Source organism: Streptosporangium saharense (assembly GCF_014203715.1).
GTDB lineage: Bacteria > Actinomycetota > Actinomycetes > Streptosporangiales > Streptosporangiaceae > Streptosporangium > Streptosporangium saharense.
This window is the reverse complement of the sequence record NZ_JACHJP010000003.1, coordinates 570,327-585,381: the sequence shown is the minus strand read 5'-3', so window position 1 is coordinate 585,381 and position 15,055 is coordinate 570,327. Positions and strand designations below refer to the sequence as shown.

Here is a 15,055-nt window from a genome sequence, read left to right as displayed (position 1 = left end):
TGCCTTTGCTGGACAACGCTTACCCTCCCTGCCCGGGTTCGCCGGGCGCGAACGTCCCAGATGCGCCTTATGTACGCACCGAGCGGGACGTTAGACGAGAAGGTAAAGCAGGAGTAAAGCCGCTGAATGATGTTGTAAAACTGTAATGAATCACCACTTCACAGGAAATGGTGATGATTTCCAGAATTTTCCTGTTGACATCGCTTTCACAGCAGGTCAGCGCGGTGAAAGCCGGAAGCCCGCCACCGTGAGACCGCTCCCAGGGCCCGGGATCAGAGCTCCTCGCCGGGAGCCGTGGGATCGAGCTGGCGCGGCTGCTGCCCGGTCCTGGGGTACTTGAGGTCGAAGGCCGGGCGCTCGGACCTGATGCGCGGCAGCGAGGTGAAGTTGTGCCGCGGCGGCGGGCACGAGGTCGCCCATTCGAGCGAGTTGCCGAACCCCCAGGGGTCGTCCACGGTCACCTTCGGCCCGTGCTTGAAGGTCCACCAGACGTTGTAGAGGAACGGCAGCGTGGAGACGCCCAGGATGAGGGCGCCGACCGAGGAGACCACGTTCAGGAAGGTGAAGCCGTCGTCCGGGCTGTAGTCGGCGTAGCGGCGCGGGAAGCCCGCCGCCCCCAGCCAGTGCTGCACCAGGAACGTCGCGTGGAAGCCGATGAACAGCAGCCAGAAGTGGATCTTCCCCAGCGTGTCGTTGAGCATCCTGCCGGTCATCTTGGGCCACCAGAAGTAGAAGCCCGCGAACATCGCGAAGACCACGGTGCCGAAGACGACGTAGTGGAAGTGCGCCACCACGAAGTAGGAGTCGGTGACCTGGAAGTCCAGCGGCGGCGAGGCCAGGATGACGCCGGTCAGGCCGCCCAGGAGGAACGTCACCAGGAAGCCGATCGAGAACAGCATGGGCGACTCGAACGTCAGGTGCCCCCGCCACATCGTGCCCACCCAGTTGAAGAACTTCACCCCCGTCGGGACCGCGATGAGGAAGGTCATGAACGAGAAGAACGGCAGCAGCACCCGGCCCGTGGCGAACATGTGGTGCGCCCAGACCGTGACGGACAGCCCCGCGATGGCGATCGTCGCCCCGACCAGGCCGATGTAGCCGAACAGCGGCTTGCGGCTGAAGACCGGGATCACCTCGGTCACGATGCCGAAGAACGGCAGCGCGATGATGTAGACCTCGGGATGGCCGAAGAACCAGAACAGGTGCTGCCAGATCATCGGCCCGCCGGTCGCGGCGTCGTAGATGTGCGCGCCGAAGCTGCGGTCGGCCTCAAGGGCGAGCAGCGCGGCGGCCAGCACCGGGAATGCGATCAGCACCAGCAGACCGGTCAGCAGCACGTTCCAGGTGAACAGCGGCATGCGGAACATCGTCATGCCGGGCGCGCGCATGCAGATGATCGTGGTGATGAAGTTGACGGAGCCCAGGATCGTCCCGAGGCCCGACATCACCAGGCCGACGACCCACAGGTCACCGCCCACCCCCGCGGAGTAGGTCGCCACCGACAGCGGGGTGTAGCCCGTCCAGCCGAAGTCGGCGGCTCCCCCGTTGGTCGCGAACCCGCTGAGCGCGATGATGCCGCCGAACAGGAACAGCCAGTAGCTGACCATGTTGAGCCTGGGGAAGGCCACGTCCGGCGCGCCGATCTGCAACGGCATGATCACGTTGGCGAACCCGGCGAACAGCGGGGTGGCGAAGAACAGCAGCATCACCGTGCCGTGCATGGTGAACAGCTCGTTGTACTGGACGTTGTTGACGAGCTGGAGCCCCGGGTGCGCGAGTTCGGCCCGGATGACCAGGGCCATGACCCCGCCGATCAGGAAGAACACGAACGACGTGATGATGTAGAGGTCGCCGATGATCTTGTGGTCCGTGGACGTCAGCCACGAGACGATCACCTTTCCCCCGCGGACGGGCTCGGCCGCGGCCCGCTGCTGCACAGTCGTCACAGCGCGGCTCCCTTCGGTTGGGCGACAGCCGTACGAAACGAGACTTCTCCCCACCTGACCGTCGCGTCACCACATTTGGCAGAACCCTCACCGAGCCTCGCCCGCATCATCACGTGACGTCCGTGTGATCCCGCCCGCGAGCCGGGCCGTACAGTCCCCTTGTGAGCGTTATCTCCGAACTCGTCGCCGCCCTCTCGCCGGAGAGGGTGCTGACGGACCCCGACGTCACCGACTCCTACGCGCGGGACAGGACCTTCCTCGAACCGGGCAGGCCGCTGGCCGTCGTACTGGCCGAGGGCAGGGACGACGTGGTCGCCACGCTCAGGTGGGCCACGGAGCACCGGGTGCCCGTCGTGCCCAGGGGCGCGGGCAGCGGCCTGGCGGGCGGGGCGACGTCGGTCGAGGGGTGCGTCGTCCTGGCGCTGCACAGGATGACGGCGATCAGGGAGCTCTCACCCGCCGACGAGATCGCCGTGGTCGAGCCCGGCGTGATCACCGCCGACCTGGACAGGGCCGCCCGCGCGCACGGGCTGATGTACGCGCCGGACCCCTCCTCCTACGAGATCTCCACGATCGGCGGCAACCTGGCCACCAACGCGGGCGGGCTGCGGTGCGTGAAGTACGGCGTGACCCGCGACTCGGCGCTCGGCCTTGAGGTCGTGCTGGCCGACGGGCGCGTCCTGGAGACCGGCAGGCGCACGGTCAAGGGCGTGACGGGCTACGACCTGACCGGCCTGTTCGTCGGCTCTGAGGGCACGCTCGGGGTGATCACCTCCGCCACGGTACGGCTGCGCAGGGCCCCGGCCGTCTATCCGGCGACGATCGCGGCCGAATTCACCTCGCTCAGGGACGCCGCCGCGGCGGTCGCGGCGATCATCGCGGCCGGGTGCCAGCCCTCGCTGCTGGAGATGCTCGACCGCACGACGCTCAAGGCCATCGACGACTGGCGCAACATCGGTCTTGAGGCCACGACCCAGGCGATGCTGATCGCGCAGTCGGACGCCGCGGACGGCCCCTCGGTCGCCGAGCGGATGGCCCGGCTGTGCGCGGAGCACGGCTCGCCCTTCGTCGCGGTCTCCTCCTCCGAGCAGGAGGCCGAGGAACTGGTCGGGGTCAGGCGGCTCGCCTACCAGGCCAAGGAACGCCTTGGAAAGTGCCTGGTCGAGGACGTGTGCGTGCCCCGCTCCGCGCTGCCGTACATGATCGAGAAGGTCGAGGCCATCGCGGCCAGGCACGGGGTGCTGATCGCCACGGTCGCGCACGCGGGCGACGGCAACCTGCACCCGGTCTTCGTCTTCGACCACGGGCTGGCCGAACCGCCACCGGAGGTGTGGGCGGCTGCCGACGAGGTCTTCAGGGAGGCGCTCGGGATGGGCGGCACGCTGACCGGTGAGCACGGCGTCGGGCTGCTGAAACGGCGCTGGCTCGCCCTTGAGGCGGGACCCGTGACCGAGGAGGTCCACCACGGGATCAAGCGCGTCTTCGACCCGCTCGGCATCCTCAACCCCGGCAAGGCCATCTGAAGGGACCGTCCGGACCACAGCCCACACTGGTAGCGTTCTGCCCCACATAACCCAATTCGTAGGTTTTGTCGGGGGGTCATCGTGGTACAGCCGCTCACTTCGGGGGATCCCCCACGGCTCGGGCCGTTCGAGCTGACCGGCAGGCTCGGTGAGGGTGGCCAGGGCGTCGTCTATCTGGGCAGGGGGCCCTCGGGCGAGCAGGTGGCCGTCAAACTCCTCCACCACGGGCTCACCGCCGACCCCGAGGCCAGGGCCCGCTTCCTGCGGGAGGTCTCCGTCGCCCAGCGGGTCGCCAGGTTCTGCACAGCCCCGGTGCTCCACGCCGACCTCGCGGGCAGCCAGCCGTACATCGTGAGCGAGTACGTCCCCGGCCCCTCCCTGCGGCAGCTCGTGGACCGGGAGGGTCCCCGGCGCGGCGCGGCGCTCGAACGCCTGGCCGTCAGCACGGCCACCGCCCTTTCCGCCATCCACCGGGCGGGCATCCTGCACCGGGACTTCAAGCCCGCCAACGTGCTGATGGGCCCCGAGGGTCCCGTGGTTATCGACTTCGGCATCGCCAGGGCACTGGACTCGCCAGGGACCACCGCGACGGGCACGACGATGGGGACGCCCTCCTACCTCGCCCCCGAGCAGCTCGGCGGGGGTGAGGTGACGGCGGCGGCCGACGTGTTCGCCTGGGGCGTCACGATGGTCTTCGCCGCGACCGGGCGGCCCGCGTTCGGCGCCGACTCCATCGCCGTGGTGATGAACCGGATCCTGACCGTCGAACCCGAACTGGGCGGTCTTGAGGGGCATCTGCGCGAGCTGGTCGCCGCCTCCCTGTCGAAGGACGCGGCACTGCGGCCGACCGCCGAGGAGCTGGTCAGCCACCTGATGGGGGCTACGGTCCCCTCCCCCACCAAACACGGCGCCCCCGCGCCCGCCGCTCCCACCGCCGTCTCGGCCGCTCCCCCGGCTCCTCCCGTACGGCGGCGCCGCCCCTCGGGGATGCTGCTCGCGGGGGCCGCCGCGATCGTCGTCTTCGGCGCGACGGCGGGTGCCGTCGTGGTCCTGCAGGGCCAGCAGGAGGCGGCGAGCGCGCGGACCGCGACCTCCCCCGCCGCCACGGACCAGGCGCGGGTGCCGGATCCCGCGCCCAGCGATCCGCCCGTCACCCAGAGGTCCGCGACGCCCCGTCCCGGCCAGCGCAAGAGCACCGAGCCCGTCGGCCACCTCACCGCCAAGCCCAGCACGGGCAGGACCCAGCTACCCAGCCGGGCACCGGCGAGCCCGACCCCGAAGGCGACGCCCAAGCCCACGGCGAAGCCGACCCCGAAGCCGGAGCCGACCGAGAAGCCGAGCGTGGACCCCACGGACGCCCCGACGACCAAGCCCCCGGCCCCGCCGACCGTGAAACCGACGGCCAAGCCGACCGTGAAGCCCACCGTGAAGCCCACGGTCAAGCCCACGCCGAAGCCGACTCCCAAGCCGACCCCGAAACCCACGCCGAAACCGACCCCGAAGCCGAAGCCGAACATCTACACCGCGGCCGGGATCTGCGGCTCCGGCTACAAGGTGATCGAGTCCAGGGGCCTCGGCGCCGGGACCGTCTACCTGCTCTACAGCTCCGCGGCGGGCAAGAACTGCGTCGTCACCCTGTCGAAGTACATGGTGCCCGGGAAGATCAAGATGAACGCCATCCTCCAGGTGAAGGGGGGCGCCTCCGGCTCCAACCCGGGCAGCTTCACCGCCTACGCGGGCCCGGTACGGCTCGCCGCCGTCAAGAAGTGCGTCATCTGGGGCGGCACGTACGGCACGGCGACCTGGAAGAGCGGCTGGAGCCACTGCGGCTGACGGTCCCGCCCCTCTCGTCCCGGTCCGCGGCGAGTACCGTTACGGGGTGCCGAGGAGTGACCAAGGAGCGGGAATGAACACCGACGCGGGCTGGCCAGTGGAGCGCCTGGTGCACAAGGAGGTGTCCGGCGGGGTCGCCACGATCACGCTGGACTCCCCGCGCAACCGGAACGCGCTGTCCGTGCGGCTTCTCGGTGACCTGGAGGACCGGCTCAACCAGGCGCTCGCCGACGAGGAGGTGCGGGTCATCGTGCTCACCGGGACGGGCCCGGTCTTCTGCGCGGGCGCGGACCTGAAGGAGCAGCGGACCGAGCCGGGCAGGGCGCACGAGGCCCCGGTGACCGCCTCCTTCCCGGAGATCATGAGCCTCATCTGGGAGAGCCCCAAGCCTGTCGTGTGCCGGTTGAACGGCACCGCCCGCGCCGGGGGGCTCGGCCTGGTCGCGGCCTGCGACTTCGCCATCGCCCCCGACACGGCGTCGTTCGCGTTCACCGAGGTACGGCTCGGCGTGGTCCCGGCGATGATCTCGGTGACCGTGCTGCGCAGGCTCGACCCCAGGGCCGCTGCCGAGTACTTCCTGACGGGCGAGACCTTCGACGCGGCCAGGGCGCAGGAGATAGGCCTGCTGACCAGGGCGGTTCCCGAGGACAGGCTCGACGAGACGGTCGCCCACTACACCGGGATGCTGCTGCGCGGCGGTCCCGAGGCGCTCGCGATCACCAAGCAGCTGGTGCGCGGGGTGCCCGCGCTGTCCTTCGAGGAGGGGACGCGGCGGATGGCCGAGCTGTCGGCGCAGCGTTTCACCTCCGCCGAGGGGCAGGAGGGGATCGCGGCCTTCATGCAGAAGCGCGCGCCGTCCTGGGTGCCCGCCGAACAGGACTGAACCCCCCGCCGGAAAAATCCGATTAATCCCCATATAGCGCGAAATATGCGTATTTCGGGATTTGAAACCCTCATGCAACCTTCCGAAGTCTAGGATTGCGCGCAATTGTCCGAAGATGCTGGATTGGGGAAGGATTTAGGCATGCGTTCGCGCCTTCCGAACCCGTCCGGCCCGCCTCACGTCATGGGTCACAGGGCGGCCCCCCGCGTTCCCACACATATTGATCACGATTGGGGAGACGGCTATGGCACGATCCCCGCGCTCGGTCTACCCTCGTGCGAACCATGCGGGAGATTCCACGGGCGCGCGGAACGAGCGAGCCGACGGGCGCGCGGGCGCCGCACTCCCCGCGGTCCGCGGAGGAGATCGGGTGAGCGAGTTCCAGCAGGTCCGCACCGAGCTGGGCGCCCGGCTCAGACAGTTGCGCGAGACCGCGCAACTGTCCGGCAAGGAGCTGGCCGAGCGGCTGAGATGGCAGCCGTCCAAGGTCTCCCGCATCGAGAACGCGCGCCAGACGGCAACCGAGGACGACGTGACCCTCTGGGGCCAGGCCGTCGAGGCCACCCCCGAGGTGATCGAGGAACTGGTCGAGCAGGCCTGCGCCCTGATGGAGCGCCAGGACTCCTGGCGGCAACGCCACCGCAGCGGCCTGGCCGCACTCCAGGAGGACATCCGCGACCTGGAGTCACGGACCAGGACGTTCAGGGTCGTCGAGCCCGGCGTGATCATCGGCCTGCTGCAGACGACCGAGTACGCCCGCAGCGTCTTCACCAGGATCAAACGCCTCTACAACGCCCCCGACGAGGTGGACGCCGCCATCAGGGTGCGGATGCGGCGCCAGGAGATCCTCTACGACCCGAGCAGGAAGTTCCGGTTCATCATGTCCGAGGCCGCGCTGCGCTACCGGCTGGCGCCGCCGGAGGTGATGTGCGGCCAGCTCGACCGGCTGCTCGCGGTCACGGCGCTGCCGAACGTGGAGTTCGGCGTGCTGCCCTTCGAGGCCCCGCTGCCCGCGGCGCCGATCAACGGCTTCTGGATCTACGACAGGGGGCAGGTCGCGGTGCCGACCAGGACCCGTGACCTGATCCTGCGCGACCCCGAGGACATCGCGTTCTACGAGCGCAGCTTCGAGGAGTTCCACCAGGCCGCGTCCTTCAGGGAGGACGCCAGGGCGGTGATCGTCAGGGTTCTGGAGGATTTCACACAACAATCTATGGATTAGCATCGCAATTGCTTGATTAACCTCCCAAGATCGTGCAATTCTCTGTCGAGACGGAGGTGATGCACGATGCTGGACACGCTGTCTTGCCTTGAGAAGTTCGCCGCTGCCGCGCGGCAGCACGCCGATCTGGCCGTGCAACGGGTCTCGTTCGACGACCCCGCCTACGTCTCCGTGCGCAACCGCTTCAGCAGCACGCTGGCCGAGACCGTGACCTGCTCCCAGGACGGCGGGTTCATCACCTCGTGGGGCTACCGGCTCGGCAGCACCGACAACATCGAGGACGCCGCCGCCCGGCTCGCCTTCCTGCTCGCCGCGCTGCCCGCCTGACCGCTCCTTCGGCCCGGTCAGCAGGGCCGTGGCGTCCCGGCACCCCGGTCCCTGAGCCAGCGTTCGAGGTTGCCCTCCCTGCCACCGAGGAGCCCGGCGAGGTCCGTCCGCTCCTGAGGCCGCGCGTACAGGCACCATCTGCCGCCGGTGATGTCCCTGATCGTCCAGGGCCGGCCGGGAGCCTTGGAAGGTGTCCCGACGCACAGGGCCCACGGCTCACAGGCCCTCGCGTCGGCCCGGGTGTCAGCCGAGGTCGCGGTGGCGGTCACCCCCGCCGCCAGGATCACCAGCGCTGACAGCGTGCCCCTGATGCGCAGCCTCCGCAGGGCCTCCACTCCCGCCTCCCCTTCGAGATCGTCCTGAACGGCGGCACAAGCATCGCTTACTCCCCGTTCCTCCGGCGTCGTGCCACGGAACTGTCCGTAACCGGCCATCCCGACTTGGGGTCGGCCTCAAACCAACCCCAAGTCACCTCCAAATCGGTCACGCCATGGTGGGGGCATCGATCGAGAGGAAAGATCATGACAATCGGGAACGACCTGCGGCGCGTGGTCAGGGGACGGGTGCTCGCCTCCGGCGAGGAGGGCTTCGACCGGGCGAGGACGGCGTGGAACCTGACCGTGGACCAGCCCGTCCTGGCCGTGGTCGAGGCGCGGGACGCCGCCGACGTGGCCGCCCTGGCCCGGCACGCCCGCCAGGCCGGGCTGACAGTCTCCGCCCAGCCCAGCGGCCACGGCGCGACCGGCGACGTCGAGGGAGTGGTCCTGCTGCGCACCGGGGCGCTCGGCGGCGTCGAGATTCGGGCCCGGGAGCGGCTCGCCAGGGTCGGGGCGGGCGTGCGGTGGGGTGAGGTGCTGTCCGCGGTGAGTCCGTACGGCCTGACAGGTCTGGCGGGCAGCTCCCCCGCGCCCAGCGTGGTCGGCTACACCCTCGGTGGCGGGCTGAGCTGGTTCAGCCGCCTCCACGGGCACGCGGCCGACTCCGTCCGCGCCTTCGACGTCGTGGACGCCGAGGGGGAGGCGTTCAGGGTGGACGCGGGCTCCGACCCCGAGCTGTTCTGGGCGCTGCGCGGCGGTGGCGGCGACTTCGCGCTGGTGACGGCCGTCGAGTTCGACCTGCACCCGGCTCCCCACCTGTACGGCGGGCGGCTGATGTGGCCCGTCGAGCGGGCGGGTGAGGTGCTCGCCGCCTTCGGGGAGGTCACCGCCTCGGCCCCCGAGGAACTCTCCGTCTGGTTCACGCTGCTGAACTTCCCCCCGCTCGACTTCCTGCCCCCGCACCTGCGTGGCAGGTCCCTGGTGGCGATCGACGTCACCTTCCTCGGGCAGGCGGCCGAGGGCCGTGACCTGCTGCGCCGCTTCGAGGCGATCGGCGGGATCGTCTCCGACTCGCGGGGGATGCTGCCCGTCGCCGCGCTCGGGGACATCTGCGCGGAGCCGTCGGACCCGGGGCCCGTCGTCGGGCACGCGGAGCTGCTGACCGGTCTGGACGACGCGGTGGCGGAGACGCTGCTGTCGGAGCCCATCGCCCCGCTGCTCAGCCTGCAGATCCGGCACCTGGGCGGCGCGCTGGCCCGTCCCGTGCCGGACGGCGGGGCCTGCGGCCACCTGACGGAGCCCTACTCGCTCTACACGGTCGGCATCGCCCCCGGCCCCGAGGCCGTGGCCGCCCTGGGGACCAGGGTGAAGGAGATCGCGGGGGCGCTGGTGCCGTACACCAGCGGGCGCAAGCCGTACACCTTCCTGGGGGTCGGGGAGAGCGCGGCGGCGGCCTTCCCCGGGGACGTCCTGGCGCGGCTGCGTGAGGTCAAGCGGGCTCGTGACCCCCGGGGTGTCCTGCGCGCCAACTATCCGGTCCTCGGCTGAGCGCGGTGCGGGTCAGTCCTCGGGGGCGGGCGACTGGTCCTCGAAGACGGCCACGGCCAGGCCGACCTCGCGGGCGGCGGCGACCCTGGCGTGGTGCAGCAGCCTGCCACGGGACATGCCGCCCGCGTGCAGGGTGTAGCGGACCACCAGGCCGTCGAGCATCCCGTCGATCCGCTCGGCCGCCCCCTGGGGGTCGTCGCAGGTGAACTCGCCCGTCGCGGCGCCCTGTGAGATCACCTCGGCGAGGATCTCGATCCAGGCGCCCTCAAGCTCAAGCAGGATGGTCCTGACGTGCGCCTCGCGCACCCCGACGGCCCAGGCGTCGAGCCAGAGGATCCAGCTCTGGTCGGAGCGGGAGGCCGGGATGTAGAACCGCAGGACCCGGTCGAGCCGCTCGACGGCGCCGCCCGGCTCCGCCGCGATCTCCCTCAGCCGCTGGATCTCCGAGCCGCTGGTGCTGCGGAGCATCTCGGTGATGAGGTCGTCCTTGGTGGCGAAGTGATAGTGGATCAGCCCGCCGCTCACGTTGGTGGCCTTGGCGATGTCCGCGACGCGGGTGCTGGCCAGTCCACGCTCCAGCACCACTCGCCGGGCGGCCTCGAGAAGCTCGGCCCGGCGTTGGTCGGCCTGGTCCGCGCGGCTGCCGCGCGCCCCTCCTCCGCTCTGCACTGCGCAAGACTACAGCAGCGCGACACCGGGGCCCCTACTACTGACTAGCCGTTCAGTCAAGGGGCCCCGGAGGCTCAGTCCCCGCAGCGGTAGAGCGACTGGCCGCCCTCGGTGCTCCCGCCGTACTCGGTGGGGGCGACGGCCGCGCAGTTGGCGCTCACCCACGCGGTGACCTCGGAGCCGCCCCCGTCGGGGCCGCCTCTGCCGCCGCCGGGGATCACGTAGCGCAGCTCCCCGGAGGCGACCAGCGCCTGGAGCCGCTCGACCGTCATGGCCGGGTCGCTTCCGGTGAAGCCGCCCATGGCCATGACCGGCAGGCCGGTGGACAGGATGACCGAGGAGGCGCTCTGCGCGCTGCCCACCGCGGCGAGCCAGGTCGCGCCACCCATGTTCTTCCTCAGGTAGGCGACCATCTGCTCGCTCATCCCGCCTCCGGGCCCGCCGGGGAAACCACCCCGGCCACCGGAGAAGTCCTCGGGACGCTCCCCCGAGGGACGCTCCCCCGACGGGAAGCCACCGCGCATCCCGCCGAAGCCGCCCGTCTGGGGGCCCGCGGTGGGGTTGGTGCCGTTGACCGCGGAGCCGAGCGGGGTCAGCGCGTACGCCGTCGGCCCCGCCAGCCCGGCCAGCAGCGCCGCGACCACGGCGACCACCGCCAACCGCCTGGCGAGGAGCCCCGATACCAGCCCCGATACCAGCAGGGCCGTCACCGCGACCACGGTCACCCCGGCCACCGCCCAGGCCAGCCAGGGCACGAAGTCCGGCGTTCGGCGCAGCACCGTGAACGCCCACGCCCCGGTGACGGCCAGGGCCACCGGCAGCACCCAGGCCCAGCGCCGCCAGGTCCGGTGGGCGTACCACGTCAGCACCCCGCCCAGCCCGGTCAGCGCCGCGACCGCGGGAGCCATGGCGGTCGAGTAGTAGGGGTGGAAGGTGCCGCTGGAGAAGCTGAACACCAGGTAGTGGACCGCGAGCCAGCCGCCCCACAGCAGCAGCGCCACCCGGGTCTGGCGCAGGGAGGGCCGGGTGGTGAGCGCGAGCCCGGCGACCAGGGCGACGGCGGCGAAGGGCAGCAGCCAGGAGATCTGCCCGGCCATGACGTCGTTGAACAGGCGTCCCGCCCCGGACTCGCCGCCGAAGCCCGCTCCCCCACCGAAGCCGCCGCCGCTGCCGCCGCCCCCGGCGTAGTTCTGCCCGAGGACGCGGCCGAGGCCGTTGTAGCCGACGACCAGGTCCCAGACGGAGTTGTCCGTGCTGCCGCCGATGTAGGGACGGTCGGCGGCGGGCCACAGGTCCACGACCACCATCCACCAGGCGCTGGAGACCACCAGGGCGGCCCCCGCCGCGAGCAGACGACCGAGGCGGCGCGCCACCGTGCCCGGGGCCATGGCCAGGTAGACCAGGGCGAAGGCGGGCAGCACCAGGTAGGCCTGGAGCATCTTGGTGTTGAAGGCCAGGCCGACGAACACGGCCGACAGGACGAGGGTGCGTGTGCGGCCCGTGCGGATGGCCTCCTGGCAGCACCAGGCCGCGAGCACGAGCAGCAGCACCAGGACGGTGTCGGGGTTGTTGTCCCGGTTGATAGCCACGGTGATCGGGGTCAGCGTCAGCACCAGCGCCGCGAGCAGCGCGGCGGCGTGGCCCGGCGTGCCGGGCAGGGCGCGCCGTACGGCCGAGTGCGTCACGCCGACGGCGGCGACGCCCGCGACGGCCTGGGGCAGCAGCACGCTCCAGGTCCCGAACCCGAAGATCCGCGCGGAGATCCCCATCACCCACAGCGCGAGGGGCGGCTTGTCGACGGTGATGTACGACCCGGCGTCCAGGGCGCCGAAGAAGAACGCCTTCCAGCTCTGGGTGCCGGACAGCACGGCCGCCGAGTAGTAGGAATTGGCGTAGCCGTTGCGGCCGAGCGCCCACCCGTGCAGCACGGCGGCCAGCGCCAGGACCGCCCACAGGGCGGGACGCGCCCACCGGGGGTCGCCGGGGGCACCCAGCAGCGTCCGGCGCGCTCTCCCGATCCGGGCGGCGGGTGCCTGCGCGGGGGCCTCGTTCTCCGTGACGGTCATCGGCCCGCCCCCTTCGTGCGGCGCGGGCCGAAGACCCAGGTGCGCAGCAGCAGGAAGCGGACGAGGGTGGCCAGGGCGTTGGCCACGACGACCGCGGTGACCTCCGCCACGGCCGGGGCGCCGGGCGCGAGCCGGTGCAGCAGGGCCAGCCCTCCGGTGCTCAGCAGCAGGCCGATCAGGAAGGCGACGCCGCCCTGGACCTGGTGGCGCAGGGCGCCGGTGCGGCCGGTGACGCCGAAGGTGAAGCGGCGGTTGGCCGCGGTGTTGGCCACGGCGGTGACGAACAGGGCGACGGCGTTGGCGGCCACCGCGGGCATCACCAGCCGCAGCAGGACGAACAGCCCGAGGTGGGCCAGGGTGCTGACCGCGCCGATCACCGCGAAGCTGGGCAGCTGCCTGGCCATGCCGGTGGGGAGCTGGGCCCGCTGGACCCTCGGCGGCACCGGGATCCTCGCGGCGCCGGACAGGGTCTTGCGGGTGACCCTGGCCATCCCCCTGAGGTCGTCCAGGACGGTCCTGAGGATGTCCACCCGGCTGTCGGGGTCGTCAACCCAGTCCACGGGCACCTCGTGGATGCGCAGGCCGTGCCGTTCGGCCAGCAGGAGCAGTTCGGTGTCGAAGAACCACTCCTCGTCCTCGACGGCGGGCAGCAGCGCCTGGACGATCTCGGTGCGGGCCGCCTTGAACCCGCACTGGGCGTCGGAGAAGCGGGCGCCCATGGCCGAGCGCAGCAGCAGGTTGTAGGTCCGCGAGATGATCTCCCGCTTGGGGCCCCTGACGACGTTCGCGCCCCGGGACAGGCGGCTGCCGATCGCCAGGTCGCTGTGGCCGGACAGCAGCGGGGCGACCAGCGGCAGGAAGGCGTCCAGGTCGGTCGAGAGATCGACGTCCATGTAGGCGACCACGTCGGCGTCGCTGGCCGACCACACCCTGCGCAGCGCCCGCCCGCGCCCCTTGGCGTCCAGGTGTACGGCGTGCACGTGGGACAGCTCGCGGCTCAGGTCCGTGGCGATCCGCCAGGTGTCGTCGGTGCTGGCGTTGTCGGCGACCGTGATGCGGAAGCCGTAGGGGAAGGTCCCCGACAGGTAGGCGTGCAGGCGGCGCACGCTCTCGGCGAGCACCCGCTGCTCGTTGTACACGGGGACGACGATCTCGACCAGCCGGGTGCGCACGGACGCGGTCATCTGCTTCACGCTGCCTCCCACGGGCGACGACTCGGATCTCTCATGCCTCAAGGCTCATCGGGTGACCTTGGGTGATCCTGAGCCGTTCGTTAACGACCGGTGAGAAAACCGGCGCCCCGAGTCAACGGGCAGGCGGTCCCTTCAGACCAGGCCCTTTTCCTAGGACATTTCGGGAAATTTCAGGACAGATTGGAGCCGGGGAGCCGTACCCGCGCCAGGACGCCCCCGCCCTCGGCGTTCTCCAGCGCGACCTCTCCCCCCGCGTCCCGTACGGCCTGCGCCACGATGGCAAGTCCCAGCCCGGAGCCCGGCATGCTCCTGGCCGACGAGGAGCGCCAGAACCGGTCGAAGACGTAGGGCAGCTCCTCCCCCGCGATGCCGGGGCCGTGGTCCCTGACGGTCAGCTCCCCCGCCGCGAGCCGTACCAGAACGGGGCCCTCGGAGAACTTCACCGCGTTGTCGAGCAGGTTGACCACGGCGCGCTCAAGGGCGGCCTGGTCCCCCCGGACGTACCACGGCTCCAGCTCGACCCGGATCGGGCTCTCCTGGGCCCGCAGCCTGGCCCTGCGCACGGCGGTCTCGACCACCTCGTGGAAGGCGACCTCGACGTGCGGCTCGTGCTCGCTCTCCGAACGCGACAGTTGCAGCAGGTCCCCCACCAGCGTGGACATCTCCTCGAACTGCGCCTTGAGGCTGGCCAGCAGCCTGCGCTTGGGGGCGGCGCCGAGCGGGCGACCGGTGTTCTCGCTGCGCAGCAGCAGGTCGATGTTGGTGCGCAGGCTGGTCAGCGGGGTGCGCAGTTCGTGCCCGGCGTCGGCGACGAGCCTGCGCTGCCGCTCGCGGGAGGCGGCCAGGGCCGTGGTCATCGCGTTGAAGGAGGCGCCGAGGCTGGCGATCTCGTCGGTCCCCTCGACCGGGATGCGGGTCCCCAGGTCCTCCGTCCTGGCGACGTGCTCGACGGCCTCGGCGAGACGGCCGACCGGGCGCAGCGCCGTACGGGAGATGAGCAAACCCGCGGAGGCCGCGCCGACCACGCCGAGCGCGGCGACCCCGGCCAGGATCCAGGCGAGCGTGGTGAGGGTGGACTGGAACTCGGCGAGCGGCCGTGACTCCATCACCGCCAGCCCCGAGCCGACGCTCCTGACGAGCACCAGGACCGGGGCGCCGTCGTCCGTCACGCCGTCGCGGAAGCGCTGCACGCCCTCGGGGGCGCTCGCCACGGCGCGGTCGTCGGGCACCAGCCGTACCCCGGTGTAGCCCATGACGCACCGGGTGCCACCGGTGTCGATCGCCTGCAGGAGCTGGAAGCGGGGGAAGGGCGGCTGGTGCTCGGACGGGGCTCGCGGGCAGTTGCGCGCGATCCACTCGTTGCCCAGGGGGCCCTTGGGGCCGCCCAGGGAGCGTTCCATCTGGTCGAGCAGCTCGGACCTGACGATGAACCAGCACACGGCCGCGCACACCGCGATCGCCACCGCGACCGCCGTCGCCACCAGCAGGGTGAGCCGGGAGCGCAGGGAACGGCGTTTCCTCGTCACGG

12 protein-coding genes are annotated in these 15,055 nt (G+C 71.2%); 6 read left to right on the top strand and 6 right to left on the bottom strand.

Features of this window, described 5'->3' with window-relative positions:
• Window positions 1-272: 272 nt before the first annotated feature.
• Window positions 273-1,946 carry an aa3-type cytochrome oxidase subunit I gene (gene ctaD, locus FHS44_RS18625; protein ID WP_184716264.1) on the bottom strand — a complete coding sequence of 558 codons (1,674 nt, stop codon included), beginning with the start codon at window positions 1,944-1,946 and terminating at the stop codon, window positions 273-275.
• A gap of 161 nt (window positions 1,947-2,107) precedes the next feature.
• On the opposite strand from ctaD, the gene FHS44_RS18620 reads away from it, so the two are divergent.
• From FHS44_RS18620 to FHS44_RS18600, 5 genes are all read left to right on the top strand, one after another.
• The gene (locus FHS44_RS18620; protein ID WP_184716262.1) at window positions 2,108-3,469 is read left to right on the top strand and encodes an FAD-binding oxidoreductase; all 1,362 of its coding nucleotides are present in this window, start codon (window positions 2,108-2,110) and stop codon (window positions 3,467-3,469) included.
• 81 nt (window positions 3,470-3,550) lie between these two features.
• The gene (locus FHS44_RS18615) at window positions 3,551-5,302 is read left to right on the top strand and encodes a serine/threonine protein kinase (protein ID WP_312863713.1); all 1,752 of its coding nucleotides are present in this window, start codon (window positions 3,551-3,553) and stop codon (window positions 5,300-5,302) included.
• Window positions 5,303-5,375: 73 nt separating this feature from the next.
• Window positions 5,376-6,185: an enoyl-CoA hydratase family protein gene (locus FHS44_RS18610; protein WP_184716261.1), complete on the top strand. Its 810-nt coding sequence runs from the start codon at window positions 5,376-5,378 to the stop codon at window positions 6,183-6,185.
• 370 nt (window positions 6,186-6,555) lie between these two features.
• The gene (locus FHS44_RS18605; protein ID WP_184716259.1) at window positions 6,556-7,407 is read left to right on the top strand and encodes a helix-turn-helix domain-containing protein; all 852 of its coding nucleotides are present in this window, start codon (window positions 6,556-6,558) and stop codon (window positions 7,405-7,407) included.
• Window positions 7,408-7,473: 66 nt separating this feature from the next.
• Window positions 7,474-7,734, top strand: a complete 261-nt coding sequence (locus tag FHS44_RS18600; RefSeq protein WP_184716257.1) for a hypothetical protein — start codon at window positions 7,474-7,476, stop codon at window positions 7,732-7,734.
• A gap of 17 nt (window positions 7,735-7,751) precedes the next feature.
• Here FHS44_RS18600 and FHS44_RS18595 read toward each other — a convergent pair whose 3' ends face one another.
• Window positions 7,752-8,069 carry a hypothetical protein gene (locus FHS44_RS18595; RefSeq protein ID WP_184716255.1) on the bottom strand — a complete coding sequence of 106 codons (318 nt, stop codon included), beginning with the start codon at window positions 8,067-8,069 and terminating at the stop codon, window positions 7,752-7,754.
• A 186-nt stretch (window positions 8,070-8,255) separates the two neighbouring features.
• Between FHS44_RS18595 and FHS44_RS18590 the strand changes: the two genes are divergently transcribed.
• Complete coding sequence (locus FHS44_RS18590) at window positions 8,256-9,599, top strand: FAD-binding oxidoreductase (protein ID WP_184716253.1); 1,344 nt, start codon at window positions 8,256-8,258, stop codon at window positions 9,597-9,599.
• A 12-nt stretch (window positions 9,600-9,611) separates the two neighbouring features.
• Here the strand turns inward: FHS44_RS18590 and FHS44_RS18585 are convergent, their stop codons facing one another.
• The 4 genes from FHS44_RS18585 to FHS44_RS18570 all read right to left on the bottom strand — a co-directional run bounded on the left by FHS44_RS18585 (window position 9,612) and on the right by FHS44_RS18570 (window position 15,053).
• Window positions 9,612-10,268 (bottom strand): TetR/AcrR family transcriptional regulator, encoded by a 657-nt coding sequence (locus FHS44_RS18585; protein ID WP_184716251.1) that lies wholly within the window; start codon window positions 10,266-10,268, stop codon window positions 9,612-9,614.
• Window positions 10,269-10,342: 74 nt separating this feature from the next.
• Entirely contained in the window at window positions 10,343-12,334 is a 1,992-nt protein-coding gene (locus FHS44_RS18580) for a mannosyltransferase YkcB-related protein (RefSeq protein ID WP_184716249.1), read from the bottom strand.
• Window positions 12,331-13,518, bottom strand: coding sequence for a bifunctional glycosyltransferase family 2/GtrA family protein (locus FHS44_RS18575; protein WP_184716247.1), 1,188 nt, complete (start codon window positions 13,516-13,518; stop codon window positions 12,331-12,333). Before FHS44_RS18575 ends, FHS44_RS18580 begins: the two co-directional genes overlap by 4 nt.
• 179 nt (window positions 13,519-13,697) lie before the next feature.
• Window positions 13,698-15,053 (bottom strand): sensor histidine kinase, encoded by a 1,356-nt coding sequence (locus tag FHS44_RS18570; RefSeq protein WP_184716246.1) that lies wholly within the window; start codon window positions 15,051-15,053, stop codon window positions 13,698-13,700.
• Window positions 15,054-15,055: the final 2 nt, after the last annotated feature.

What these genes read in the sequence shown, in the direction of transcription:
- FHS44_RS18590 (WP_184716253.1), top strand. Translation starts at nt 8,256, where the DNA reads ATGACAATCGGGAACGACCTGCGGCGCGTGGTCAGGGGACGGGTGCTC.
- FHS44_RS18575 (WP_184716247.1), bottom strand. Translation starts at nt 13,518, where the DNA reads ATGACCGCGTCCGTGCGCACCCGGCTGGTCGAGATCGTCGTCCCCGTG.
- FHS44_RS18580 (WP_184716249.1), bottom strand. Translation starts at nt 12,334, where the DNA reads ATGACCGTCACGGAGAACGAGGCCCCCGCGCAGGCACCCGCCGCCCGG.
- FHS44_RS18600 (WP_184716257.1), top strand. Translation starts at nt 7,474, where the DNA reads ATGCTGGACACGCTGTCTTGCCTTGAGAAGTTCGCCGCTGCCGCGCGG.
- FHS44_RS18610 (WP_184716261.1), top strand. Translation starts at nt 5,376, where the DNA reads ATGAACACCGACGCGGGCTGGCCAGTGGAGCGCCTGGTGCACAAGGAG.